The sequence below is a fragment of the Paraprevotella xylaniphila YIT 11841 genome (assembly GCF_000205165.1).
Taxonomy (GTDB): domain Bacteria; phylum Bacteroidota; class Bacteroidia; order Bacteroidales; family Bacteroidaceae; genus Paraprevotella; species Paraprevotella xylaniphila.
Map to the genome: position 1 here is coordinate 127,736 of NZ_GL883887.1, position 23,341 is coordinate 151,076.

Below are 23,341 nucleotides of genomic sequence, written 5' to 3' on the forward strand. Positions count from 1 at the left end.
TTTTCATTCCACATTATTCAAAAGAATAACGTCGACTATAATCATCTACTGTAAGATTCCCCAATCCCCCGGTCATAAAAACAGTATCTCCGACGACCGTTCGTCCCATCCCACTCACTAAGACTACAGCCATCTGTGCCACTTCTTCAGGTTTGGCATAACGTCCGATAGGACTGGAAACCAATGTAATGTCGGAATCGTCATCTAAATTCGACATAGATGTTTGCGTAGGCCCTGGCGCGATACTGTTCACCACAATTCCATGCGGTGCCAAAGATTTAGCCAACCCCATGGTTAATGCCCTTATCCCCCATTTACTCAAAATATAAGGAGAATTAGCCGGTCTGAGACTGGAAGAAGATGAGATATTCAGAATATTTCCTTCTATTTCATTATCAACCATATATCTCCCGAACAATTGGGATAGAAAAAATGTTCCTTTCAAATTCGTATCAACAACTTTATCAAAATCACTTTCCGTTACATGGGGCATAGCCGTGCTTTCCACACCGGCGTTATTCACCAGTATATCTATCTTTTTTCCTGATAACAAAGTGAGTATCTCCCTTAAACTGTCTTCAAAAGAGCTTACATCCAAATTATCCATACGATAAAAATAAACCCTATTGGGAAATCTTCCATCCAATTCCTCAAAGCATTTTTTAAGCTTTCTTTCATCACGACCGGTCATGACCACGTATGCCCCAGCCTGCAGAAAAGCCTTTGTTATAGCCAATCCAATACCACTTGCACCTCCTGTAATCAAAGCACAACGTCCCTCAAGAAGTTCATTTGGAGATAAGGTAACTACGGTCACATGATGAACAGGAAATCCACCGATAAGAAAGCGCCCTAACCTTTTGAGATATTTTTTCCAACGTACCATATTATTTCTCTATTGAATGAATAAGATAATCCATAGACTTTTTCCGTTCCTTTTGCAAGAGATCTTGTACCAATCCATAATTTACAGGCTTAGCCCAATCCATACCCGTATCATCATATAGCCGTCCTGTAAGCCCGAACAAATCAAGAAAATCGTGAATTCTACCATTCTGAGAGCCTTGCTCTGTATCCTTAAATCTTTTAAACACCACAAAGTCCTTTGATAAATTAACAGACAGGGCACAAGCATGAAATGAATCTGTACATACAACCTCAGCTTCCGCCACATACCGTACAAACTCATAAGGTCCTGCACTTTCATCCACCATTGCATGGTACAATTCCAAACTCCCACTCTCCAAAGACGGTAAAAGAATAATGTCTCGTACACCCAATGTTTTTTGTACTTTTACGACTTGAGACAAGTATTCTTTTCTATTCCCCACAAAGTAACATAGAATATATTTTGATGGAAGTCGAAAAGGAATATCAGCTTTCCGGGAAAAATCCAACCACTGTTGAGATGAAAGTAAAAAAGTAGGATCCAAAACCCGTGAAACATTCTTCCCCAATAAAGATGAAAGATATCGAGCCGTATACCCTTCCCTGACTCCAATATGTTGGAATGAGAACAATAATTCTTTCACCCGGTCTTCATATTTTTTGGGAACACAATTTGTCCCTATACTTGAAGCATAAGCAACCCGCTTCCCGCCCCCTACAAAATCCAAAAACATAAAAGAATCAAAACGATGGCAACAATTCCATATTTGATCACTTCCCGTCATAAAAACATCTACTTCTGACAACAAACAGCGGTAATCAGATAAATTATGAACAATCCTATGATTATAATTCTCTTTATTAAAAACATCCAATTTTTGCTGCTTGACAGTACGAGCACGGAATATTCTCTTCAACGACAAGCCATATCTCCTAATCTGATACAGTAACCAACGGAAAAAAGAGAAAGATGTCCCATTCATAAAAACAAATGGATGCAGGATACATACGTCATAGCCCAAATCCTCCAACTTTTTATGTAGAGCATAAGATTGCAAACTTGTACCAAAATTACCTGTTCCTAGCCAAGTCACTAATGCTATTTTTATTTTCTTATCCATAAAACACATTTATTTTTGACGAATGAAATCACCTTTTTTCGTTCGCTATTGCCCATTCCAATAATCCAAGTTGAAACACAAACCGATATACAACTTGAGACAAAAACATATATAAACCGTTCTCCTCCCTCCTGAAGCGTATTAGCCAAAACAAGAGGCAAAACAAACGAAACAATTGTCACTATAACCCCTCTTCCTACAACCTGTACCACAAATGGACGTATAGGAAAACCAATCTGTCTTTTCAATAAAAAAAGACGTACATAAACCAAATAGGTATAAACTACAACATAAGTAATGTATGCAGCAACAGGCGGAAATCCGAGTTCAAATAATCCATAACTTGCGGGAAGTACAGCACATCCTAACCCACCGACATAAATATAGAATTTCTTTATATTTCCGGTGGCCTGCGCAAGCGTCGTCAATGGTGCCCCTGGCAAATCTACCAAGACCCCCAACATAGCCAATTGCCAAAATAACACAGCATATTCCGGTACCTCCTTCAACCAAACTCCAAGCACAAAATCAGCCTCAAGCACAAATGGGATAAAAAAGAATAACATTAAAATATATGAATACTTCGCCCCCTGTCTCACAATCTTAAAACACGTTACAAGATCATTCTCCGCATAGGTCTTTATAATTTGAGGATTCAAAGCCGTGGTAAAATTTCCTATAAACTGCTTGACCCCATTCTCCGCCTGCCCTGCAATTCCCCTCGCAGCATTGACAACGACCCCGAAAAACATATTAGATACAATATTAACTCCCTGGGTATTGAGTATATATGCTCCTGTACCGAGAAAATTCCATCCGGCAAAACCAAACATTTCTTTCAGCAATTTTTTATCTATGCCAAAACGGTATTTGCATTCCGTAAAATGCTTAGAACAATAACAGCCGTATATAAACCTCACTATTATTGCAGACAATGCAACTAATAAGGCATAGAAAAAAAGCTTATCAAACGATGAAATCACAATAGCATATGCAGCAGACAATCTGAGTAGAGCCTCAATGATACCCACATAGGCAAAAACATTCATTCTCTCGTGAGCTATTATAATGGCGTTATAAGGTAAACTTATCAACTGAACAACAAAAGTCAACAATGAGAATTGCAATACCCAAAAAGCCACATTCAAACGTTCTGGAGGTATCTGCATCCGATTAAACAAGAACCATCCTCCTAATAATTCTGTCAAAAGTACGACCAAAAACGAGAGAAGAAATTGTATATTGACACTTGTAGAAAAAACAAGCCCTAATTTTGCCTTATTATGATTGCCTATTTCAAAAGTCAAATATCTTGTAATAGCATTAGATAATGAAGCTGATATGATTGAAAACATTATTACTACGCCACCGACTATATTATAGATTCCAAAATCGTCTACCCCAAGGGCATCCAATGTTACCCTGGAAGTGTATAAATTCACAATCATGATAAAGAATGTGCGTATATAAAGCATCAATGTGTTTTTGGCGATGCGTTTACTATTCTGAGCCTCTTTATTAGTATCCATAAATAATCATTAAGGAAGCTACACACAAGTACATATTTCCTTCATCTTAGCACCCTCTGCCACCTTCCATTTTTTTCTCCTTTTTGGCAAAGTTACGAAAAAGTATTGATTATCAACATCTGATTTCAAGAAAAACCATTTCCAACCCTTTAGAAACATACCGCACTGACAAAAAGCACTATATTTAAATGTATATGACTTGATTATAGAAAACCCCGATAAACAAAAACACTAAAGCAATTACACCGACAATTGCTTTCGATGCATAATCCGGTTTTATAGTATAATATAAAAGAGGAAATAGTATCACTTCTACCACTCCCAACAACTCACTCAAACGAAATGCAAAAACAGGCAGATTATAAAAAAGTATAAACGCAGCCAAAGACAAAATCTCAACTTTCAGAAGAATAACCACAAACGGATTAAAACGAGCAATCAACTCACACTTCCAAAGCAAAAAATAAGTGATAACTATTTTTACCAAAAAGACTAAATTAAAAACATTTATCTCATCCCATAATCCTTGTTCCTGTAAAGAACGGTAAATCTCCATTTTTTCTTCTATATAAGGAATAGGAAGCATCAATAAAAAATCCATCTTCAAAAAATATATCAGATAGCAAAAAGGTATGATTGATGCATAAAATATATATTGCCACTTTTTAAAAATCTCATTAGAAAAAAAAACAAAACACACAAGAATTCCGGCAGTATAATGAAAACAAGTTGCACAAAAAATGCATAACAAATACCTAAATCGGTCTCCGGTCCTCAAATATTGAAGTGCAAATAAAAAGAAACCAGACGCAACCCCTACCCTTATCTGATTCATACCATGGAGCAAATAATAATTACTCAAGTAAACCAAAAGAGACAGAAAATATAAATCGGTCAATCTTCTTATGGATAGAATCTGAAGTGACAACGCCAATATAGCATAAATCAGAAATAAAAAGACGACATTATCAAACACATAATAGACCAGATAAGACAACAAGACGAACGATATTTCTGTTGTAATATCATAACTACTGTTATAGAGATTCACATAATTAGAATAATCATGGTCTATATCACTCGGCCGAAATCCTGCCACAAGAGCCATTCCCCCTCCTATTAAAATCAATAAAAGCAACTTAATAGAAGAATCGAGTCTTTCTTCTATAAAAGCCACTGACATTATAAAACAAAATAGGAAAAGTATTATGAAAATCATTTTATTCCGGCATCTTCAATTCTTTTTTCTTTAACATCTGTTCTCTTCCATATACATATAAAGAGGAACATAAAAAAGCAAAGAATACACAACCCACAACAATTAACATACGTTTAGGAGAGGAAGGACGCAAAGGCACTGTCACAGAATTCACGACCGTAAAAGATGGAGTTTTTTCCTGCAGTTTGGCTTTAGCGATTTGAACTTGCTGGACCCATTGGCTATAGGAAGTATACGACAATTGCAATTGATTCTCCAAGAAATCTTGCTGAGACATGTAAGACTGTAATACGGCACCCTTATGCGTATCACAATATTCAGAATATACACGTTGAGCTGCTTCGTAATCCTTTTGGCTCTCATTAAGCATTTTTTCAAAATAAACAAGATCATTACGTGCTTTGCTTGTCTTATACTCAATAATAAAATCTTGTAATCTCTGTTTGACCGAATCTGTCATCGTCGCAGCCACAAGGGCATCTTGTGCCGTAAAACCTATTGTGATTACGCTTGTTTTTTTGTCTACAGAACAAGATATATTATCCGAAATCATTTTACAGATATTAGATTCATCCTCCGTCAACCAAAAAGAATCTGTTCCTTCTGAATTAACTTGCTCTTCTTTTTTGGGGAAAATACTCTTAATAAAAGAATTTATATAAGAAAAACCGGCACTCCACCACGGGCGTTCCTGATGCACAGCAAAATAATCATATAATGTAGTCTTTATCTCTCCGTCCGCTGTTTGAACTTTCACATCAAACAGCGACACAAGGAAATCCGTAGAATTCAACACGTCTGGATAAATCTCGGGATAAAGAGCATCTCCATTCATACTACTACCCAAATTCAGTCCAACCATACTCGCTAAAGAGCCTATATTACCAGACAAGGATGCACCCGACGATATTTCCGGTGCCAAAGTCACGGTGGCGTTATATCCACGTGGTATACTACATACATATATAACAGCCACAACTGAGACTATGCCACAAATCTTAGCAATACATAATCTTTGTTTGAATAATACTTGAAAAATTTCTACCAAATCTATTGGCTGAGGTTCCTTTTTTGGGTCCATAATGCATTATTTAAGTATATTCACTAACGTTGCAATCATTGTAGCAATTGAAGCCGTAGAGGTCCCTATCGTCATCATCTCCTGTGGTGTCATCTTATTACGCTGTGGTTTAGTCGGAACCACAATCTCACACCCAGGCTGGATGGATTTGCTTGAACGACGTCCTAACTGCTCTACAGAACCATTCATATAAATGGTATACACACGGGACTTATGCGCACGGTCGGCATAACCTCCAGCGCGTTTAATATAGTAGCTGAGCGGTTTTCCTTTCTCATAATTAATGGAAATAGGATACATCACTTCCCCACTGATCTTTACCGTATTCGAAAATTGAGGTACCACCAACTCATCCCCTTCACGCAAACGCACATCGTCCAAACTTCCCGGATTCTTCATCGCCTTCTCTAAATTAATGGCAACAGGATAAGTATCCCCCAAATCCAACTTCAAATTCAAAATTGAATCTGCTTGCGCCATATTAAATTCTTTTTCCGAACGCAAGCTTTCTTCATAAACTTGTATTTGGGAAGCCTTCATAGCACTTTCACGTTGCTTTTTTTCTTCTTCTGTCAACAAACGTTGCAGACGGGCTCCTTTTGCATAAGCCAAAGAAGACAAGCCTCCAGCCGCCTTTACCAAATCACTCAAACGATAATCTTTATTATCCATGGCATAACTTCCGGAAAAGTTCACGGCACCACTCACTTTCACATTGCGCTGTTCCGAATAAGCCGGACTTTTACGCACAAAAACCTCATCGTACGGTTGGAGATGAAAGTCCTGACCGTCACCCATCACCAAACCGTCACGGAGAGAAAAGCTATAAGTCTCTGACAGTTTCTCATCATCGGTCACCGCATCCGGATTCTTGATACGGCGGAACACATCGACTTTCGCCATGGAGGCTGCCTCCGTAAACCCTCCGGCCTGAAGTACAAGGTCTTCTATCGTCGTATTGTCCGCATACTGATAGATACCTGGAAAATTAACCTCACCATCAATTGTCAATGTCCGCTCCCCTTTCATATCCAACGAACTTGGAATAAACAAAATATCATTCTTACGCAAAGGGATATCGGCTACCGTCCCGTCCATAATACCTTCCACATCCACGGATAAAGCTTCCATCGTCAGGTCTTCCTTTTGACGGTGCATTACAGCCCGTTTAAGAAAAGCATCTTCACGCAACCCATCGGCCGCTTTAATCAGCTGGCGTACAGTCTTGATGCTCCCATCCATCTGATATTGTCCGGGATGGAACACAGCTCCGCGTATTTCTGCCATATTGGAAAAACGAGGAATAACCGAATCTACATATAAAGAATCTCCGTCTTTCAATAAAAAACCGTTCATTTCAAACTCATCCACCGTATACACGGAATACTCTCGTCCGCTTTTACGTATCAGACGCACATTATCCGTATAAGCGTCCCCGGCAAACCCTCCGGCATAATCCAAAATACGGGAGACGCTTTCGTTTTCTTTCATTTCATAAAACATAGGACGCTTCACCTTGCCCCGTATATTCACCAAGCATTCGTACGGCCCTACCACAATCACATCGTTATCCGCCAAACGGATATCCCCCTTTGTATTCCCGTTCAGAATGTAATCATAGACATCGATGGTTGAAACCACACGTCCCTGACGGAATACTTTTATATCGCGTAACGTCCCGATTTCACTGATTCCCCCGGCCGCATACAACGCATTGAAAGCAGAAGATAAGGCACTCAACGTATAAGTCCCCGGTACCATCACCTCACCCATCACCTGTACTTGTATAGATCGTGTCTCCCCAACGGTCAAGGTTATGTTGGAATTCGCATAAAAACGACCTAATTGCTTTTTAACATACTCGTTAGCCTCTTTTACAGTCATTCCGGCTAATGCCAAAGGCCCAACCCCCTCTATTGTCACAGTTCCGTCGGGCGACACCGTCCCCTCGAAAGTAGTCTGTGAAGCCCCCCATACGTCTATAATTACAGCATCACCGGCTCCCAGGCGATAGTTTGCCGGAGTCGGTATATTCATGCTCGGCTCAAAAGTCAGCATTTCATTATTGAAGATATTACGGCCAAAGACTTGACGGTCGTCTTCCTTGAAATAATTACGATAATAAATCAATGAGTCTATATCCATAAACCCTATCTCTTCGTTGAGTTGTTGGCCCTTCAGTGTTTTATCCTCTCCATCCTTTATTTCACGTCGCGAACGAACCATATAACCATTCTGTTTCTGGCGTTCATCCCGTGTCTTTTCTTTGTTGGTCCTCAAGCGGGACGTTCCACTTTTGGGTTGAGTCGTTCCGGTCAAGTCCAAAGCTCCGGGCTGCTTTTGTTCTGCCTCATATTTTTTACGAATACGCCGCAACTGATCTACCGTTACACCTTTTTGAAGCAATTGGGAAACAATATATTGTTGGTCTTTCCCTTTCTCCTGCTGTTCCATGACATAACGTACCACCTGATCGTCCGACATGGATTGAGAAAAAATAAATTGAAACCCAAAAAACGCCAAACAGGCTAGCAATATCCTCCTTGCCATATACATCAAAATTTCTTTCCTTTTAAAATAAAAACGACAGTGGTCAAAATAATTTTTATATCTAAAAACAACGAACGCTGTTGCAAATATTCTAAATCCATTTGCAAACGAACCAGCATTTTTTGCATCGAATCCGTATATCCATTATATAAAGTAGCCATGGAAGTCAATCCCGGACGCATCAAATAAATATAATCATAATCAGGATTCTCCTTTCTAATCAAATCAATAAAGTAACGCCGTTCAGGACGAGGACCCACAAACGCCATATCCCCCCGAAAAACATTCCACAACTGAGGTAATTCATCCAAATGATGTTCACGCAAAAATCTACCTACAGGAGTTAACCTATCATCCCCTTTCTTCGCCAAACAAGGTTTCCCGTCCTTCTCTGAATCAACTCTCATTGTCCGGAATTTCAATATATAAAAAGGTTTTCCCTTGTACCCTATTCGTTCCTGTCTAAACAATACAGGTCCATCACCTTGCCTTTTTAATAAAAAATAAACTAATAAAAAAACTGGAGACAACACTATCAAACCCAACAAAGCAAATATGGTATCAAGACCTTTTTTAATGGCTCGTTCCACCCAATTCATCCCATCACAAATCTCCATATTGACAGACATCTGACTCATTTTCCAATTCATTAAATCTAATTTATCTAAGTATAAAACTCCACAAGAGTGAAATTATTGCAAAATAACGATATTTTTTTTTCTCTCACAAGTAATGACTTAACCGTGTAGAAAAAATAAAGAACCGGAGAAAAAATAACAGCATGTTTATGCCTTTATTCAAAAGAATATCTTATCTTTGCAATTCAAACATCCGGGGTTGACATGGATTTGACAGCAGGATGGAATGGTACGTAAGCACGCAGAGGGTCGGTGATTTCCTCTATAATCTCAGTTACCAAGAATTTATCTGGCGAAAACAACTACGCTCTCGCTGCGTGATCGAAGTATAGTAGATTACCTTTATTTCGGCACCAGGTGCTGAAACGAGACATCACTCGGAAGCTGTGGCTCCGAAGCATTCCGGAAAAGTGGTGCAGCTAAATCGGAGATAGTCGTCCGTGGCCTTGCACGGACGGTGAAATCTTAAAGGATAAGGCGTAAATGGGTGGCTCGGGTCTTGTTTGCGCACGAAAACCGAAGGCCGGGATAAGCGTGTAGAAAGCGTATGGTTTCCCTGTTTGGACGAGGGTTCGATTCCCTCCAGCTCCACAAATTTGAAAGCAGCCCGTCATGCAGTATGCGTGTCGGGCTGCTTCTGTATTAATCACTCGATATGAAAGAATTAGCTTTAAAGTACGGATGCAATCCGAATCAGAAACCCTCGCGCATTTACATGACCGAGGGCGAACTGCCGATTGAAGTACTCAACGGCCGTCCGGGGTATATCAACTTCTTGGATGCCCTCAACGGTTGGCAACTGGTCAAGGAACTGAAAGAAGCCACCGGCATGCCTGCCGCCACGTCTTTCAAACACGTGTCTCCTGCCGGGGCAGCCATCGGCCTCCCGTTGAGCGACACGTTAAAAAGAATATACTTTGTGGATGACGTGCAAATTCCCCTCACTCCAATCGCTTGCGCATACGCCCGTGCACGCGGTGCCGACCGTATGTCAAGCTACGGTGACTTCATCGCACTGAGCGACACTTGCGATGCCGCTACCGCCACCCTCATCAAACGCGAAGTCAGCGACGGAGTGATTGCTCCGGACTACACGGAAGAAGCACTCCAAATCCTGCGCGAGAAACGCAAAGGCACTTACAACGTCATCAAGATAGACCCGGACTATGTTCCCGAACCGATAGAACATAAACAGGTGTTCGGCATCACATTCGAGCAAGGACGCAATGAAATCAAATTGAACGACCCGGCTTTATTCGAGAACATCCCCACGGCCTGCAAGACGTTTACCGACGAGGCTAAACGCGACTTAATGATCGCCCTCATCACCCTGAAGTACACGCAAAGCAACTCCGTATGCTACGTGAAAGACGGACAGGCCATCGGTATCGGAGCCGGACAACAAAGCCGTATCCACTGTACGCGTCTGGCGGGCAACAAGGCCGACATCTGGTGGTTGCGCCAACATCCGAAGGTGATGAACCTGCCGTTCGTGGAGAAAATCCGCCGTGCAGACCGAGATAATACCATCGACATTTATATCAGCGACGACTATATGGACGTGTTGGCCGACGGAGAATGGCAGAAATTCTTCTCCGAAAAGCCGGAACCGCTCACACGCGAGGAAAAACGAGCCTGGATTGCACAAAACACTGGAGTGGCCTTAGGGTCGGACGCGTTCTTCCCCTTCGGCGACAACATCGAACGGGCGCACAAGAGCGGCGTACAGTTCGTGGCACAAGCCGGCGGTAGCGTACGCGACGACCATGTAATCGAGACTTGCGACAAGTATGGCATCACGATGGCTTTCACCGGCGTCCGCCTGTTCCACCATTAATCCCACGGCACACTTATGGCAAACTTTGGAGGAGATGACATCGACAAGGTAATCACGGGAGGAATCGTGTTTTCAGGGGGTGCTAAAAAGACTTCCGGAAACTCAAAAAACAAAGTGAAAACCAAAGCCAAAAAGAAAGCTTACATCACGGGAGCGCATGGTTCCGGGTCGGCAAAAATGAAGGCTGAAATCCGCCGCCGCAGAGCCAACCGGCATAAAAAGTAATATATTTTCTCATACAAAAGAGAAGACCGCAGGCATCACCCTACGGTCTTTTTTTCATCCCTTAGAGAACGCTAAACGATTTACGTCTTTCTGCAAGATGATTTTCTGCTTTCCAAAAGGAGGGAAAAAGGTACTTAATTTTTCCGTACAGAGATAGTTCCGTTCGTTTTTCGGGTAAAGGTGAGTTTGTCTTTCCTCAACGCATGCCGCCCGTGATCGAAAATGTAATCACTATTAAACGGCACGCCATTCACCCGGACTTCAAAATGACAATGCTCCGTCGTAGCCCTACCGGTGCGCCCCACGGTGGCTATCACGTCACCGGCTTTCACCCGATCACCTACACGAACCAAATTCTTGGCATTATGACTGTAACAAGTCTCCAGACCGTTGGCATGGCGCACTACCACCATATTCCCGTATGCAGAGTACTTTCCGGAGAAGCGGACTATCCCATCGAACACCGCCCGTATCTTGTCGTGCGGTTTCGTCTTCAGATCCGTTCCTGTATGGTTCTTACGTGCCCCACCGTAGGGACTGATCACCTTGGCACCAAGCAGCGGATAACTCCACTTCCCTATCCGGGACAAGTCTATCGTGAACGAAGAAAACCCGTCAAACAACCCAGGTGTAGCCACACCTACATGTTGCCTTTCCATGGCTGAAAAAGGACGATCCAAGTCCACCAATTCCGACACCCGAAACCAGTCGAAACGGGGAGGACGTTCTTCAATCTCGCCCGTTCGGTAGAAAGAAGCACGGACATAACCGGACTCATCCAGACGAAACTGCATGGCATCGAACTTCAAACTACCATCGGGACAAGCCAGCGTGGACGGGCTCATCGGCACGCCGTTCACCATCAGGGCGAAATAGGTATAGACCACGCCATGGTCCGCACCGGCTAATGCGATAGCCTGCCCGGCAGAAACATAATCGCCGGACTCCACCAACGTCTTGGCGTGATGGGCATACACCGTTTCCATCCCGTTGGGATGGAGCACCACGACCGTCTTTCCTAAATCCGTTTTACGCACCAAGCGTACCAGGCCCTGCATGGCCGCCCTGACTTCGTGCTTTACCTCAGGTGACATGATATACCAACCGATGGGGTCATGACGAAAATCGGGAGTAAACAACACTCCGCCCTCCACCGGAAAACTCCAACCGTCGCGTTCCATATCGGCTGAAGTCACGGTGAAATAACCGGTGCCGTCGAACAATCCGGCTGTCGGGATATGAAGCATACGCCGTTCCACGCGCGAGAAATCTACCCGCTCCTTGCGGCTGCCCGTAAAGGAATACAAAAGTGCCAACAACAAAGCGAGACACAAAATAGAAACACGCTTCACCATATATCCATATTTTTTAATCAGTCCGTCAGAAAAATACCGTTCAGGATGCGCCCCGAACGGATGCCCAAGCGACGTGCGGAGAAGAAACGTTCGGAATGGCCGTAAGTACACACTCCGGCCAAATGAATCCGTGCAGAGGGCACACCACAATCCTCCAACAAGCCCCGGTTGGCTTGCCACAAATCAAGGTGCCATTTTTCCATCCTGTCACTCCCGTCTCCGGCGACAGGATATCGCCTCGCCATCTCCTCCATCGGGAAACCGGCCGTGCGGAAAGCTTCATACACCTCGTCACCCACCTCGAAAGCTTCCAAGGATATGCCAGGACCGATGGCCGCCTCCACATCCTGCGGACGGGTACCATACGCGCCTGACATCGCATGCAGGACGGCTTCCACAATGCGCAACACCGTGCCCCGCCAACCGGCGTGCACGGCGGCTACGGCATGATGCACCCGGTCGTATATTAATATAGGTATGCAATCGGCGGTAGACACCGACACGCACACCTTCGGCACGTCCGTCATCACGGCATCCACTCCTTCAAGCGTAACCGCCTTGACGGCATCGGCCTGCATAAAAAAAGCCTCATCGATACGACGCACCCGTGCGCCATGTATCTGATGAGGTATAATCAAACGGGATGTCTCCAAACCTAAAGACTCGCACAACAAATCACGGTTGAGCCGCACCATGCGTTCGTCGTCCCCGCAATAGGCATTGGCATTGAAAGAAGCGTATGCTCCCTCGCTATAACCTCCGCGACGCTCCGTACTAAAAGCACAGACGCCCTGTCCCAAATCGTATGTCAGCAATTCCGGTCCACCCATCTTCCGGAACTATTTTTGAGGTTCGTCGTCCCAATCCTCTTCGTATTCGAAATCGTCAAGGTCTTCTATCTCCTCCTCGTCCACAAACTGGATATCTTCATCCTCGCCCATGGCTTTCAGCTCATTCTGCAGGAATTTCAAATCCTTGTTCTTATGCACGATCTTGCTTTGGCCGGTAATGGCCTGAAGTTTATTGCTTTCGCTGTTCAGCTCTTTCCATAACAAGTCTTTCAACTCGGCTATGCCCGTCCCCGTGACCGAAGAGATAAACACATGGGGCACGTCGGGCAGGTTCTCGGAAAGCATCTGTATGAGCTCATCGTCCAGCAAATCGCTTTTCGTAATGGCCAACACCCGCTGCTTGTCGAGCATTTCGGGGTTGAACGTGGCCAGTTCGTTCAACAGTATCTCATATTCTTTCCGGATGTCCTCCGTGTCGCCGGGCACCATGAACAACAACAAAGAGTTGCGCTCGATATGGCGCAGGAAACGCAGCCCCAACCCTTTTCCCTCGCTGGCTCCCTCGATGATGCCGGGAATATCGGCCATTACGAACGACTGGTTGTCGCGGTAGGACACGATGCCCAAGCTGGGTTCGAGTGTCGTAAAGGGATAATTGGCTATCTTGGGACGGGCGGATGACACGGCACTGAGCAAAGTGGATTTCCCGGCGTTGGGAAACCCCACCAAACCGATATCGGCCAACAGCTTCAATTCCATGATGACCATCATCTCCTGCATCGGCTCCCCGGGTTGGGCATACCGCGGCGCCTGATTGGTGGCCGTACGGAAATTCCAGTTGCCCAAACCGCCCCGGCCTCCTTTCAGCAACAACACGAGCTGTCCGTCCTCCGTCACGTCGCAAAGGTATTCTCCCGTCTCGGCATTATAGACCACCGTTCCGCACGGCACGTCTATATACTTGTCCTCGCCGTCCTTGCCCGACGACCGGGCTTTGGAGCCATTCCCGCCATGGCCGGCAAAGACATGCCGGTCATAACGCAGATGGAGCAACGTCCAATAGTTGCGGTTGCCGCGAAGGTAAACATTACCCCCACGGCCGCCGTTTCCACCGTCCGGTCCGCCATTGGGCACGTACTTGGCCCGGCGCATGTGAGCCGAACCGCGCCCCCCCTTGCCCGAACGGCAGTATATCTTCACATAGTCTACAAAATTGGATTCTGCCATATAAATTATTTGTTTGCAGCGTCTATCGCTTCAAAGATTTCCGCCAACATCTGTTCTTTTGAACCTTTCCAGTTGAAAGTATGGCGCAAACCTTCTTTTTCGAACCATTCGGCCAAAGGAGCCGTCTGGTTACGGTACACTTCAAAACGCTTCTTGATGGTTTCTTCATTGTCGTCGGCGCGTCCCTGTTCGATGGCACGGTTCAGCAAACGCGCCATCAACGTCTCTTCGTCCACCACCAACTCTATCATCATGCCCATGTCGTCCTTGCGGTCGGCCAACATCTTCTTCAAAGCCTCGGCCTGCGCGATGGTACGGGGGAAACCGTCGAATATCACCCCTTGGCCTTTCGTCTGTGCATCGTATGTCTTAGCCAAGATGTCAATCATCAGCTCATCCGGAATAAGCTGGCCGTTGTCAATATATCCCTTGGCAATCTTGCCCAGCTCCGTACCGTTCTTGATTTCTCCGCGCAACACGTCACCGGTAGAAATGTGCCCCATGCCGTATTTTGCCACAATCTCGTCACTGTAAGTGCCCTTGCCTGATCCCGGGGCACCGAAAATAATAATATTCTTCATCGTTCTTATTTTGTATTTGGTTGAAACAATCTTTCTCCTCCTTTCCCGGCAATAGATACTGCCAACTTATTCCACGACGGTGTAAATGTCACGGGTGTTCCTCCCGTAACCGTCATAATCCAACCCATATCCCAAAATGAAATCGTTGGGAATGGAGAAACACTTGTACGGAATATCCAAATCCACTTTCAAATTACCGGGCTTGAGCAACAAGGTGCAAATGGAAATGGAACGGGGATTGTACTTCGCCAACATTTCTGTCACGTATTTCATCGTCAATCCGGAATCCACTATATCCTCCACAACCACGACATCCCGTCCGGCGATATCGGCATTCAACCCTATCATCTCACAGACGGAACCGGTTGAAGACGTACCCACGTAAGAAGCCAACTTGACAAACGATATCTGTGCAGCAAGCCTGATTTCCCTCATCAAATCGGCCGCAAAGATAAAAGAACCGTTCAATATGGCCAGAAAAACAGGCTCTGTCCCGGCAAGATCACGGTTGATTTCCCCTGCCACCCGCTTCACCTGTTTCAATATCTCGGATTCAGGTATCGATACGGCAAATTTTTTATCCTTTATCTGAAGTGTTTCCATATCTTTTTGCTAATTTTGTGCAAATATAGTGCAAAACCAAGAGAATACGAAAGAAAACGAAGTTTTATTTGTCATGAAGATACTCACCTCGACCCAGTTTAAAGAATTAGATAAATACACCATCGGGCACGAACCCGTCTCATCCATCGATTTGATGGAACGTGCCGCAAAAGCGATTGCAGCCGAACTGAAAAGCCGTTGGACCACCGCTACCCGCTTTATCGTGTTTGCCGGTCCGGGTAACAACGGCGGTGATGCCTTGGCGGTATCCCGCCTGCTCTGCAACGCCGGGTATACGGTACAGACGTATCTGTTCAACATCACGGGACGTCTCAGCGACGATTGCCTGAACAACAAGAAAAGACTGGAAAACCTGGCCGGACTGATGTTCACCGAAGTATCTTCCCAATTCTCCTTCCCTGAAGTGGACGCAAAAGATGTCATCATAGACGGACTGTTCGGTACCGGATTGAACAAGCCTTTGGACGGGGGCTATGCCGGTCTCGTGAAAAGAATCAACGCCAGTCCGGCCAAAGTGGTGAGCATCGACATCCCATCCGGCTTGATGAGCGAAGACAACACATACAATAATCCGTCGGCCATCGTCCGTGCGGACCTGACCCTGACCATCCAGCTTCCTAAACTGGCCTTCTTTTTCGGCGAGAACCAGAAATATCTCGGTGAAGTGAAGCCCGTGGACATCGGGCTTTCCGCCGAGGGATTGGCGGCTATGGACTGTAGTATTACGGTAATAGAGCCGGGAGAGGTGAAAAAGATACTCAAACCGCGTAACCCTTTCGCCCACAAAGGCAGCATGGGGCATGCCCTGCTCGTCAGCGGACAGTACGGCATGGGAGGCGCAACCATCCTCGCGGCAAAGGCTTGCCTGAGAAGTGGAGTGGGCAAACTGACCGTCCACACGCCGGACATGAACAACAACATCTTGCAATGCAGTGTGCCCGAAGCCATACTCAGCCATGATTTGTCCGACATCCGGGTGTCGAAAGCCATAAGTACCTACGACTACAACGCTCTGGCCATCGGTCCCGGACTGGGCACACACGAAGAAACGGCAGAAGCGCTGCGTACTTTCATCCGTAACCATCCGGGCGAAATGGTACTCGACGCAGACGCACTCAACATCTTAGGCAACCATCCGGAATGGATTCCGGAAATCCCACAAGACACGATTCTCACTCCGCATCCAAAAGAATTGGAAAACCTCGTGGGAGCATGTACCGACAGTTACGACCGTATGGCTAAAGCCCGCGAGCTATCCATCAAAATGCAGTTATATGTCATCGTGAAAGGACACAACAGCATGATTTGTACACCGACGGGACGCGTTATCATCAATCCCACGGGCAACGCAGGCATGGCCACGGCCGGAAGCGGTGATGTGCTGACCGGTATCCTTACGGCTTTACTGGCACGGGGATATACGGCCAATGAAGCTTGCCAGTTGGGTACCTATCTCCACGGCATGGCCGGCGACATCGCACGCGAAAGGTTAGGCGAAGAAAGCATGATTGCTAGCGACATCATCGACGCACTCCCCGAAGCCTTTAAGAAATTAAAAGAATAAACACTGATAAAAATAAAGTTTATGAAAGCAAGAACCCTGTTATGCGGACTGGCGCTTTGCACACTCGGTGCCGTCGCACAAACCGAAGTAAGCCCGTACGTACCCGGTGCCACGGTGGAGGGCGTAACCTATTACTTGCCCCGTACAGCCCTTCGTTTGGTCGTCGTGGCTGAAAAGCAAGTCTATACCCCCGGAGAATTCAGCAAATATGCTGACCGCTATCTCCGTTTATCCCAAATAATTCAGGAACCTTACACGAAGTGGAGTATAAAAAGTATAGATATGGTACCTTACGGAGTACCCGATCCTCAAAAAGTTTACAGCATACAGCTTAAAAAGAGAACCGTAGCCCCGTTGGTAGGCCTCACTTCCGAAGGCATCCTCCTGTCCATCAATACCGACGGGGAAGAGGAACCGTTGCCGGCCATACCGAAAGGAAATGATGCCCCTAAAAGACTCAATCCCAGAGATTACATGAACCAGGAAATCCTTTCAGCCGGAAGCAATGCCAAAATAGCCGAGCTGACGGCCGAAGAAATCTACGATATCCGGGACAGCCGCACGGCATTGATTAAGGGCGAAGCGGACAACATGCCGAAGGACGGCGCCCAACTCAAATTGATGCTCGACCAATTGACGATGCAGGAAACCGCTCTTACACAACTGTTCAAAGGCACAGTGGACACCAGTACGGAGGTTTTCACCATAGAACTCACACCTGCGGAATTCACAGACCGTATGGTGCTGTTCCGTTTCTCGGAAAAACTGGGCGTAGTGGACAATGACGATTTATCCGGAGAACCGGTCTACCTCTCTTTGAAAAACATGAATACCCTCCCCCAACCCGTCGTGGACGAAAAGGCTGCCAAAAAGAAAGGTAAGATGGAAGAAGGAGTATATTATAATGTACCTGAACGAGTGGCGGTCAGCGTATTCAATGCTTCCAGAGAGTTCTGCAAAGGAGAGTTCCCCATGGGCCAATTCGGCAATGTAGAAATCCTGAGCAATGTGCTCTTCGACAAAAAGACCACCACACAAGTCACTTTCTACCCCAGCAACGGAGCTATCAAACAACTGACGGACAACGGCGAGGAAAATTGAAAACCTACTAAACATGCAATAAACATGAAAAAGGGCTGCCCGAAAGCAGCCCTTTAACTTTTATACGCCGTACGACCGGATTACAATTTGTTGTCAGAACCCAAAACGTTGACAATCTTGTGCTCGTACAATTTCTTCATGTTGTCGCGAGCCGGACCCAAATATTTACGCGGGTCGAACTCTGCCGGCTTCTCAGCAAATACCTTGCGAACGGCAGCCGTCATAGCCAGACGAGAGTCTGAGTCGATATTGATCTTGCAAACCGCACTCTTGGCAGCCTTACGCAATTCGTCTTCGGGGATACCGATAGCTGCTTCCAACTTGCCACCGTATTTGTTGATGGTATCTACTTCTTCCTGAGGAACAGATGAAGAACCGTGCAGAACAATGGGGAAGCCCGGAAGTTCCTTCATTACACCGTCCAATACATCGAATGCCAAAGGAGGAGGAACCAAACGGCCTGTAGCGGGGTCAACGTGGCACTGTTCGGGTTTGAACTTATATGCACCGTGAGAAGTACCGATAGAAATAGCCAAAGAATCGCAACCGGTCTTGGTTACGAAGTCAACCACTTCTTCAGGACGAGTGTAAGTGTGATGTTCAGCCACAACGTCGTCTTCTACTCCGGCCAACACGCCCAACTCACCTTCTACAGTTACGTCGAACTGATGGGCATATTCAACAACTTTCTTCGTCAAAGCCACGTTCTCGTCATACGGAAGGTGAGAACCGTCGATCATCACAGAAGAGAAACCTGAATCGATACAGCTCTTGCAAGTCTCGAAAGAATCACCGTGGTCAAGGTGCAACACGATTTGGGGATTGGCGCAACCCAATTCCTTTGCATATTCAACAGCACCCTGAGCCATATAGCGCAACAATGTAGCGTTGGCATACTGACGGGCACCCTTAGAAACCTGAAGGATCACCGGAGACTTGGTCTCTACGGCTGCTTGAATGATAGCCTGCATCTGCTCCATGTTGTTGAAGTTGAAAGCAGGAATGGCATAACCGCCATTAATGGCTTTTTTGAACATCTCTCTGGTGTTCACCAAGCCTAAGTCTTTGTAATTAACCATATCTTTATAATTTATAAAAAGAACAATTCATTTCACTCTTTTTGGTAGGGCAAAGATAGACATTTTTCTTCAAATCCATACCTACCGCCTGTATCTTTTAAGCAAAAAAAATCCCCCGAAGCGTATTTTACCGTTTCGAGGGAGTGCTTGCAGTGTCATTTCATCTCTTTCACCAAATATACCACAACCGGAAGGTGGTCGCTATAACCGTTCAACCACACTCCACCGGCATGCGTACGCTTGGTATTGCCTTTGTATCGCCCTTCGGTTTGGAACAGGTAATTACGCGAGAATATCTCATGCTTAAAGAACTTCAAGGTCGAATAATCCTTCTTGCCGTCCAAATTCAATAAATTGGGAGTCATTACGATTTGGTCGAAAAGATTCCACTTGCCATCGTACATCAACGTGCCCCGTCCTTCTTTAGTTAGCACATTCCACCAAGGATTATACAAATCGGACTCGCCCACATCTTTCATTTCGCGTTTGGCTCCCAAAGCTTTCGCCATACTCGGACTGAAAGGATCGTCGTTCATATCCCCCATCACAATGATTTTCATTCCCGGGTTTGCCTTGCTGATACTGTCTTTCAACATACGGACCTGTTTCCCGGCACGCTCCCTATAATATGAAACCGCAGCACGGCTGGGCCAATGGCATACGATAAAGGCCACGTCATCTCCCGCCAGTTTTCCTTGTACGGTCAGGAATCCACGCGTATGATAGGCACTGTCCTTTGCCTCATATATATAAGGTTGCAGGAACGACTTTTCCGGTGTAAAGAAACGGGGATTGTATATCAGCGCACAATCTACGCCACGTCGGTCCGGTCCCTCGATATGGACGAACTTCATTCCACGTGCCTTCAAAGGCGGTTGTTCCACCAAATCCTGCATCACACGGCTATTCTCAACCTCAGACACTCCGATGACAGATGCACCGACATTGGGCAACTTGTCCGTTCCCATCTCCGACAATACCGTGGCCATGTTCTTCAATTTCGCGAAATACTTCATTCCGTTCCATTTCATAGCCCCGTCCGGCAGATACTCGAAATCATTTTTCCCCTCGTCATGAATGGTGTCGAAAAGATTTTCCTGATTATAAAACCCAACCGCATACATGCCGAATTTCTTCTCTTGGGCACGAGCTGCCGTAAACAGCAACACGAACAAGCCCATAACCATAAACATTCGTTTCATAAGATGTTTTTTTAACGTTTTGTTAATTCTCTATTACAAATATGGCTTTTTTCGGCAACCGAGCCAAAAAAAAATGGCAAAAAGTTAGTCCGGGATGGCTTTAATTTGAAAATTATGTGTTTCTTTGTAACAACAATACAATAAATCTACGAGATATGGGGAAAAAGACAACTTTGATTCTATCGGCATTCTTCGTGTCGGCCTTGCTCCACGCACAACAGGCAGATACTCTGGCCGTGCTCCAACAACGGGCACAGAACGAGAATGCGGACTTTTCGTTCACAGAATCGCAACTCAATGAAGATGACGATGCGGGCCAGACCGTCTCGGCCATCACAGGGGTCGGCAACGACCTGTATTTGTCTGAAGTGGGCTATCTATTCAGCCCCATGCGTTTCCGCCTGCGGGCCTATCAGAACTCCAACAACGACATGTTCATCAACGGCATCCAGTTCAATGATGCCGAGCGAGGCGTATTCAGTTACAGTTCTATCGGAGGACTGAACGACGCGACCCGTAATCGTGAAGGCTCCCCGTTTTTCCTAATGAACCAATTCGGCTATACGTCGGTGGGAGGAGCGGATAATATTAATGTACGGGCCGGACAATACGCCGCAGGCCACAAATTATCTTTGTCCGGAACCAATCGGAACTATCGTGCACGAGGCATGTACACCTACTCTTCGGGGCTGATGAGCAACGGATGGGCCTTCACGGGTTCTATCGGTTACCGTTGGGCCAATGAAGGATTCGTAGAAGGCACGTTCTACAATTCGTTCAGTTACTTGTTAGGGTTCGAGAAACGCTTCAACGACCGGCATAGTTTGAGTTTCACGACCTGGGGTTCTCCCACTGAACGCGCCCAACAGGGTTCTTCCACAGAAGAAGCTTACTGGTTGGCCAACGACCATTACTACAACCCGAACTGGGGTTACCAAAACGGTGAAAAGCGTAATGCACGTGTGGTAAATTCTTTCGAACCGACGGCGATTGTCACTTGGGATTTCGACATCAACGAACGAACCAAGCTGTCCACATCGTTCTCCGGAAAATACAGCATGTACGCTAGCAGCGCTTTGGGATGGAGCGGAAATGCCGCCGACCCGCGTCCGGATTACTATAAAAAGTTACCAAGCGGACAAATCAGCGGCAACGTATTCAACCAACCGTTGAGCGACGAGGATGTGGAAACTTGGCAGAACGCATACAATTACTGGACGAGCGCAAAGTCCCACCGCCAACTTGACTGGGACGCCATGTACTTTGCCAACGCACAGCAAAACACGTTAGGGGGCGAAGCCTTATACTACGTAGAAAACCGTCATAACGACCAAATGGCCTTCAACTTCGGTTCCACCCTGAAACGCGACATGGAAAAGTACGGCAATATCACAGCCGGCGTAAATGTCAGTACCACCAAAGGTATGCACTACAAAACGATGAAAGATTTGTTGGGTGCCAACAAATACACGGACGTAGACAAATTCTCCGTGCGCGACTATGGCTACAACTCCAGCATGATTCAAAACGATTTGGACAATCCTAACCGCCTGATTGGTGAAGACGACAAGTTCGGCTACGACTATAATATATTCGTCAACAAAGCCAACGTCTGGGCCAACTACCAATTCGACAAGAGTTTCTACAGCTTGTTCTTTGCCGGACGTTTGGGCGGAACGACCATGGAACGTGAAGGTTTGATGCGCAACGGCCGTGCGGCCAACAACTCAAAAGGCAAGAGCGGCACAGCCAAATTCTTGGAAAGCGGAGCCAAGGCCGGGGCAACGTTCCGTATCGGAGGCAAACACGTGTTCAACGTCGGGCTTGGATATGAAGAAAATGCACCGTTGCCTTACAATGCATTCATCGCCCCCCGTTTGAAGAACGACTTCGCCACGGACCTCACCAACGAAGAAGTAATGACAGCCGAAGCCAGCTATGCGTTCAACGGTCCCATCTTCGCTTTCAAAGTCAGCGGCTACTACACGCGTTTCAACAATGTGACCGAACTCGACCAGTTCTACAACGACCAGGAGTCGCGCTACACTTACCTGTCGATGACCGGAGTCGAGAAAGAATATATGGGAGTAGAACTGGCTGCCAGCGTAAAACTCACGTCAAACCTGACCCTGAAAGCGTTGGGCACATTCAACAACGCCGAATATGTGAACAACCCGAACGCCAATCTGACTTACGAAAACGAAAGCGAGACTACGCAAGATGTCGTGTATATCGACGGAATGAAAGAAAGCGGAACTCCGCTCTCTGCCTACAGTCTCGGACTGGACTACAATGTGAAAGGCTGGTTCTTCAGCATCAACGGTAACTACTACCACCGCGGATTCATCGACTTCTCCACTTACCGCAGATTAGGTAAGGTTTTGGGTGTGTCAGCCGGTGAGAACGGGACCGTAGGTGAAGACGGCAACAAGGTAAGCGTAAACATCCCCGGACAGGAAGAGTTCGATGGCGGTTTCATGCTCGACCTTTCCATAGGCAAATACATCCGCCTGCAAAAGGGCCGCTCTCTGAGCATCAACCTGACGCTGAACAACGTGACCAACAATACGGACATGAAAACCGGAGGATACGAACAGAACCGCGATGATGCATACGACGACGGCCGCGAGCGTCCTTACCAGTTCTCACGCCACTCTAAATATTACTATGCACAAGGACTCAACGGTTTCCTCAACGTAGGATTCCGCTTCTAACCTCATTAAAACGAA

Annotated in this window: 19 protein-coding genes and 1 other RNA gene; 6 read left to right on the forward strand and 14 right to left on the reverse strand. The window is 45.9% G+C overall.

Going from position 1 to position 23,341, the window contains the following annotated elements; genetic code table 11:
• Positions 1–13: 13 nt before the first annotated feature.
• From HMPREF9442_RS14745 to HMPREF9442_RS14775, 7 genes are all read right to left on the reverse strand, one after another.
• The gene (locus tag HMPREF9442_RS14745) at positions 14–886 is read right to left on the reverse strand and encodes an SDR family NAD(P)-dependent oxidoreductase (RefSeq protein ID WP_008630183.1); all 873 of its coding nucleotides are present in this window, start codon (positions 884–886) and stop codon (positions 14–16) included.
• Position 887: 1 nt separating this feature from the next.
• Positions 888–2,009, reverse strand: a complete 1,122-nt coding sequence (locus HMPREF9442_RS14750; RefSeq protein ID WP_008630184.1) for a polysaccharide pyruvyl transferase family protein — start codon at positions 2,007–2,009, stop codon at positions 888–890.
• Positions 1,994–3,538 carry an MATE family efflux transporter gene (locus HMPREF9442_RS14755; protein ID WP_008630185.1) on the reverse strand — a complete coding sequence of 515 codons (1,545 nt, stop codon included), beginning with the start codon at positions 3,536–3,538 and terminating at the stop codon, positions 1,994–1,996. The genes HMPREF9442_RS14750 and HMPREF9442_RS14755 overlap by 16 nt, the downstream gene beginning before the upstream one ends.
• Before the next feature lie 184 nt (positions 3,539–3,722).
• On the reverse strand, positions 3,723–4,757 hold the full coding sequence (locus HMPREF9442_RS14760; protein WP_008630187.1) for an EpsG family protein: 1,035 nt from the start codon (positions 4,755–4,757) through the stop codon (positions 3,723–3,725).
• A 1-nt stretch (position 4,758) separates the two neighbouring features.
• Positions 4,759–5,838: a Wzz/FepE/Etk N-terminal domain-containing protein gene (locus tag HMPREF9442_RS14765; protein ID WP_008630188.1), complete on the reverse strand. Its 1,080-nt coding sequence runs from the start codon at positions 5,836–5,838 to the stop codon at positions 4,759–4,761.
• Positions 5,839–5,844: 6 nt separating this feature from the next.
• Positions 5,845–8,394, reverse strand: coding sequence for an SLBB domain-containing protein (locus HMPREF9442_RS14770; RefSeq protein WP_008630189.1), 2,550 nt, complete (start codon positions 8,392–8,394; stop codon positions 5,845–5,847).
• The gene (locus tag HMPREF9442_RS14775; RefSeq protein WP_040603246.1) at positions 8,394–9,026 is read right to left on the reverse strand and encodes a sugar transferase; all 633 of its coding nucleotides are present in this window, start codon (positions 9,024–9,026) and stop codon (positions 8,394–8,396) included. Before HMPREF9442_RS14775 ends, HMPREF9442_RS14770 begins: the two co-directional genes overlap by 1 nt.
• 195 nt (positions 9,027–9,221) lie before the next feature.
• Here HMPREF9442_RS14775 and ssrA point away from each other — a divergent pair.
• From ssrA to HMPREF9442_RS14785, 3 genes are all read left to right on the forward strand, one after another.
• Positions 9,222–9,620, forward strand: a transfer-messenger RNA (tmRNA) gene (ssrA, locus tag HMPREF9442_RS16080).
• Between the two features lie 61 nt (positions 9,621–9,681).
• Positions 9,682–10,863, forward strand: a complete 1,182-nt coding sequence (locus HMPREF9442_RS14780) for a phosphoribosylaminoimidazolecarboxamide formyltransferase (RefSeq protein ID WP_008630191.1) — start codon at positions 9,682–9,684, stop codon at positions 10,861–10,863.
• 15 nt (positions 10,864–10,878) lie between these two features.
• The gene (locus HMPREF9442_RS14785) at positions 10,879–11,088 is read left to right on the forward strand and encodes a hypothetical protein (RefSeq protein WP_008630192.1); all 210 of its coding nucleotides are present in this window, start codon (positions 10,879–10,881) and stop codon (positions 11,086–11,088) included.
• 134 nt (positions 11,089–11,222) lie between these two features.
• Here HMPREF9442_RS14785 and HMPREF9442_RS14790 read toward each other — a convergent pair whose 3' ends face one another.
• From HMPREF9442_RS14790 to hpt, 5 genes are all read right to left on the reverse strand, one after another.
• Positions 11,223–12,443 carry a M23 family metallopeptidase gene (locus tag HMPREF9442_RS14790; protein WP_008630193.1) on the reverse strand — a complete coding sequence of 407 codons (1,221 nt, stop codon included), beginning with the start codon at positions 12,441–12,443 and terminating at the stop codon, positions 11,223–11,225.
• 17 nt (positions 12,444–12,460) lie between these two features.
• Positions 12,461–13,273, reverse strand: a complete 813-nt coding sequence (pgeF, locus tag HMPREF9442_RS14795; RefSeq protein WP_008630194.1) for a peptidoglycan editing factor PgeF — start codon at positions 13,271–13,273, stop codon at positions 12,461–12,463.
• 9 nt (positions 13,274–13,282) lie between these two features.
• Positions 13,283–14,461 (reverse strand): GTPase ObgE, encoded by a 1,179-nt coding sequence (obgE, locus tag HMPREF9442_RS14800; protein ID WP_008630195.1) that lies wholly within the window; start codon positions 14,459–14,461, stop codon positions 13,283–13,285.
• Positions 14,462–14,466: 5 nt separating this feature from the next.
• On the reverse strand, positions 14,467–15,042 hold the full coding sequence (locus HMPREF9442_RS14805) for an adenylate kinase (protein WP_008630196.1): 576 nt from the start codon (positions 15,040–15,042) through the stop codon (positions 14,467–14,469).
• Between the two features lie 66 nt (positions 15,043–15,108).
• Positions 15,109–15,645 (reverse strand): hypoxanthine phosphoribosyltransferase, encoded by a 537-nt coding sequence (hpt, locus tag HMPREF9442_RS14810; RefSeq protein WP_008630197.1) that lies wholly within the window; start codon positions 15,643–15,645, stop codon positions 15,109–15,111.
• A 73-nt stretch (positions 15,646–15,718) separates the two neighbouring features.
• On the opposite strand from hpt, the gene HMPREF9442_RS14815 reads away from it, so the two are divergent.
• Together HMPREF9442_RS14815 and HMPREF9442_RS14820 are read left to right on the forward strand one after the other, a co-directional pair.
• Positions 15,719–17,230 carry a bifunctional ADP-dependent NAD(P)H-hydrate dehydratase/NAD(P)H-hydrate epimerase gene (locus tag HMPREF9442_RS14815; protein WP_040603249.1) on the forward strand — a complete coding sequence of 504 codons (1,512 nt, stop codon included), beginning with the start codon at positions 15,719–15,721 and terminating at the stop codon, positions 17,228–17,230.
• A 21-nt stretch (positions 17,231–17,251) separates the two neighbouring features.
• The gene (locus HMPREF9442_RS14820; RefSeq protein ID WP_008630199.1) at positions 17,252–18,331 is read left to right on the forward strand and encodes a DUF4831 family protein; all 1,080 of its coding nucleotides are present in this window, start codon (positions 17,252–17,254) and stop codon (positions 18,329–18,331) included.
• A gap of 80 nt (positions 18,332–18,411) precedes the next feature.
• Here HMPREF9442_RS14820 and HMPREF9442_RS14825 read toward each other — a convergent pair whose 3' ends face one another.
• A complete protein-coding gene (locus HMPREF9442_RS14825; RefSeq protein WP_008630200.1) occupies positions 18,412–19,410 on the reverse strand; it encodes a class II fructose-bisphosphate aldolase in 999 nt (332 codons plus the stop codon).
• Positions 19,411–19,565: 155 nt separating this feature from the next.
• Positions 19,566–20,612 carry an endonuclease/exonuclease/phosphatase family protein gene (locus tag HMPREF9442_RS14830; RefSeq protein WP_008630201.1) on the reverse strand — a complete coding sequence of 349 codons (1,047 nt, stop codon included), beginning with the start codon at positions 20,610–20,612 and terminating at the stop codon, positions 19,566–19,568.
• Between the two features lie 155 nt (positions 20,613–20,767).
• Here HMPREF9442_RS14830 and HMPREF9442_RS14835 point away from each other — a divergent pair, with 155 nt between their 5' ends.
• Positions 20,768–23,326, forward strand: coding sequence for a TonB-dependent receptor (locus tag HMPREF9442_RS14835; RefSeq protein ID WP_008630202.1), 2,559 nt, complete (start codon positions 20,768–20,770; stop codon positions 23,324–23,326).
• The last annotated feature ends 15 nt before the right edge of the window (positions 23,327–23,341 follow it).

Bases quoted from the DNA above. Each gene is read 5' to 3' on its own strand.
- HMPREF9442_RS14745 (WP_008630183.1), bottom strand. From the start codon at position 886: ATGGTACGTTGGAAAAAATATCTCAAAAGGTTAGGGCGCTTTCTTATC.
- HMPREF9442_RS14750 (WP_008630184.1), bottom strand. From the start codon at position 2,009: ATGGATAAGAAAATAAAAATAGCATTAGTGACTTGGCTAGGAACAGGT.
- HMPREF9442_RS14755 (WP_008630185.1), bottom strand. From the start codon at position 3,538: ATGGATACTAATAAAGAGGCTCAGAATAGTAAACGCATCGCCAAAAAC.
- HMPREF9442_RS14760 (WP_008630187.1), bottom strand. From the start codon at position 4,757: ATGATTTTCATAATACTTTTCCTATTTTGTTTTATAATGTCAGTGGCT.
- HMPREF9442_RS14765 (WP_008630188.1), bottom strand. From the start codon at position 5,838: ATGGACCCAAAAAAGGAACCTCAGCCAATAGATTTGGTAGAAATTTTT.
- HMPREF9442_RS14770 (WP_008630189.1), bottom strand. From the start codon at position 8,394: ATGTATATGGCAAGGAGGATATTGCTAGCCTGTTTGGCGTTTTTTGGG.
- HMPREF9442_RS14775 (WP_040603246.1), bottom strand. From the start codon at position 9,026: ATGAGTCAGATGTCTGTCAATATGGAGATTTGTGATGGGATGAATTGG.
- HMPREF9442_RS14780 (WP_008630191.1), top strand. From the start codon at position 9,682: ATGAAAGAATTAGCTTTAAAGTACGGATGCAATCCGAATCAGAAACCC.
- HMPREF9442_RS14785 (WP_008630192.1), top strand. From the start codon at position 10,879: ATGGCAAACTTTGGAGGAGATGACATCGACAAGGTAATCACGGGAGGA.
- HMPREF9442_RS14790 (WP_008630193.1), bottom strand. From the start codon at position 12,443: ATGGTGAAGCGTGTTTCTATTTTGTGTCTCGCTTTGTTGTTGGCACTT.
- pgeF (WP_008630194.1), bottom strand. From the start codon at position 13,273: ATGGGTGGACCGGAATTGCTGACATACGATTTGGGACAGGGCGTCTGT.
- obgE (WP_008630195.1), bottom strand. From the start codon at position 14,461: ATGGCAGAATCCAATTTTGTAGACTATGTGAAGATATACTGCCGTTCG.
- HMPREF9442_RS14805 (WP_008630196.1), bottom strand. From the start codon at position 15,042: ATGAAGAATATTATTATTTTCGGTGCCCCGGGATCAGGCAAGGGCACT.
- hpt (WP_008630197.1), bottom strand. From the start codon at position 15,645: ATGGAAACACTTCAGATAAAGGATAAAAAATTTGCCGTATCGATACCT.
- HMPREF9442_RS14815 (WP_040603249.1), top strand. From the start codon at position 15,719: ATGAAGATACTCACCTCGACCCAGTTTAAAGAATTAGATAAATACACC.
- HMPREF9442_RS14820 (WP_008630199.1), top strand. From the start codon at position 17,252: ATGAAAGCAAGAACCCTGTTATGCGGACTGGCGCTTTGCACACTCGGT.
- HMPREF9442_RS14825 (WP_008630200.1), bottom strand. From the start codon at position 19,410: ATGGTTAATTACAAAGACTTAGGCTTGGTGAACACCAGAGAGATGTTC.
- HMPREF9442_RS14830 (WP_008630201.1), bottom strand. From the start codon at position 20,612: ATGAAACGAATGTTTATGGTTATGGGCTTGTTCGTGTTGCTGTTTACG.
- HMPREF9442_RS14835 (WP_008630202.1), top strand. From the start codon at position 20,768: ATGGGGAAAAAGACAACTTTGATTCTATCGGCATTCTTCGTGTCGGCC.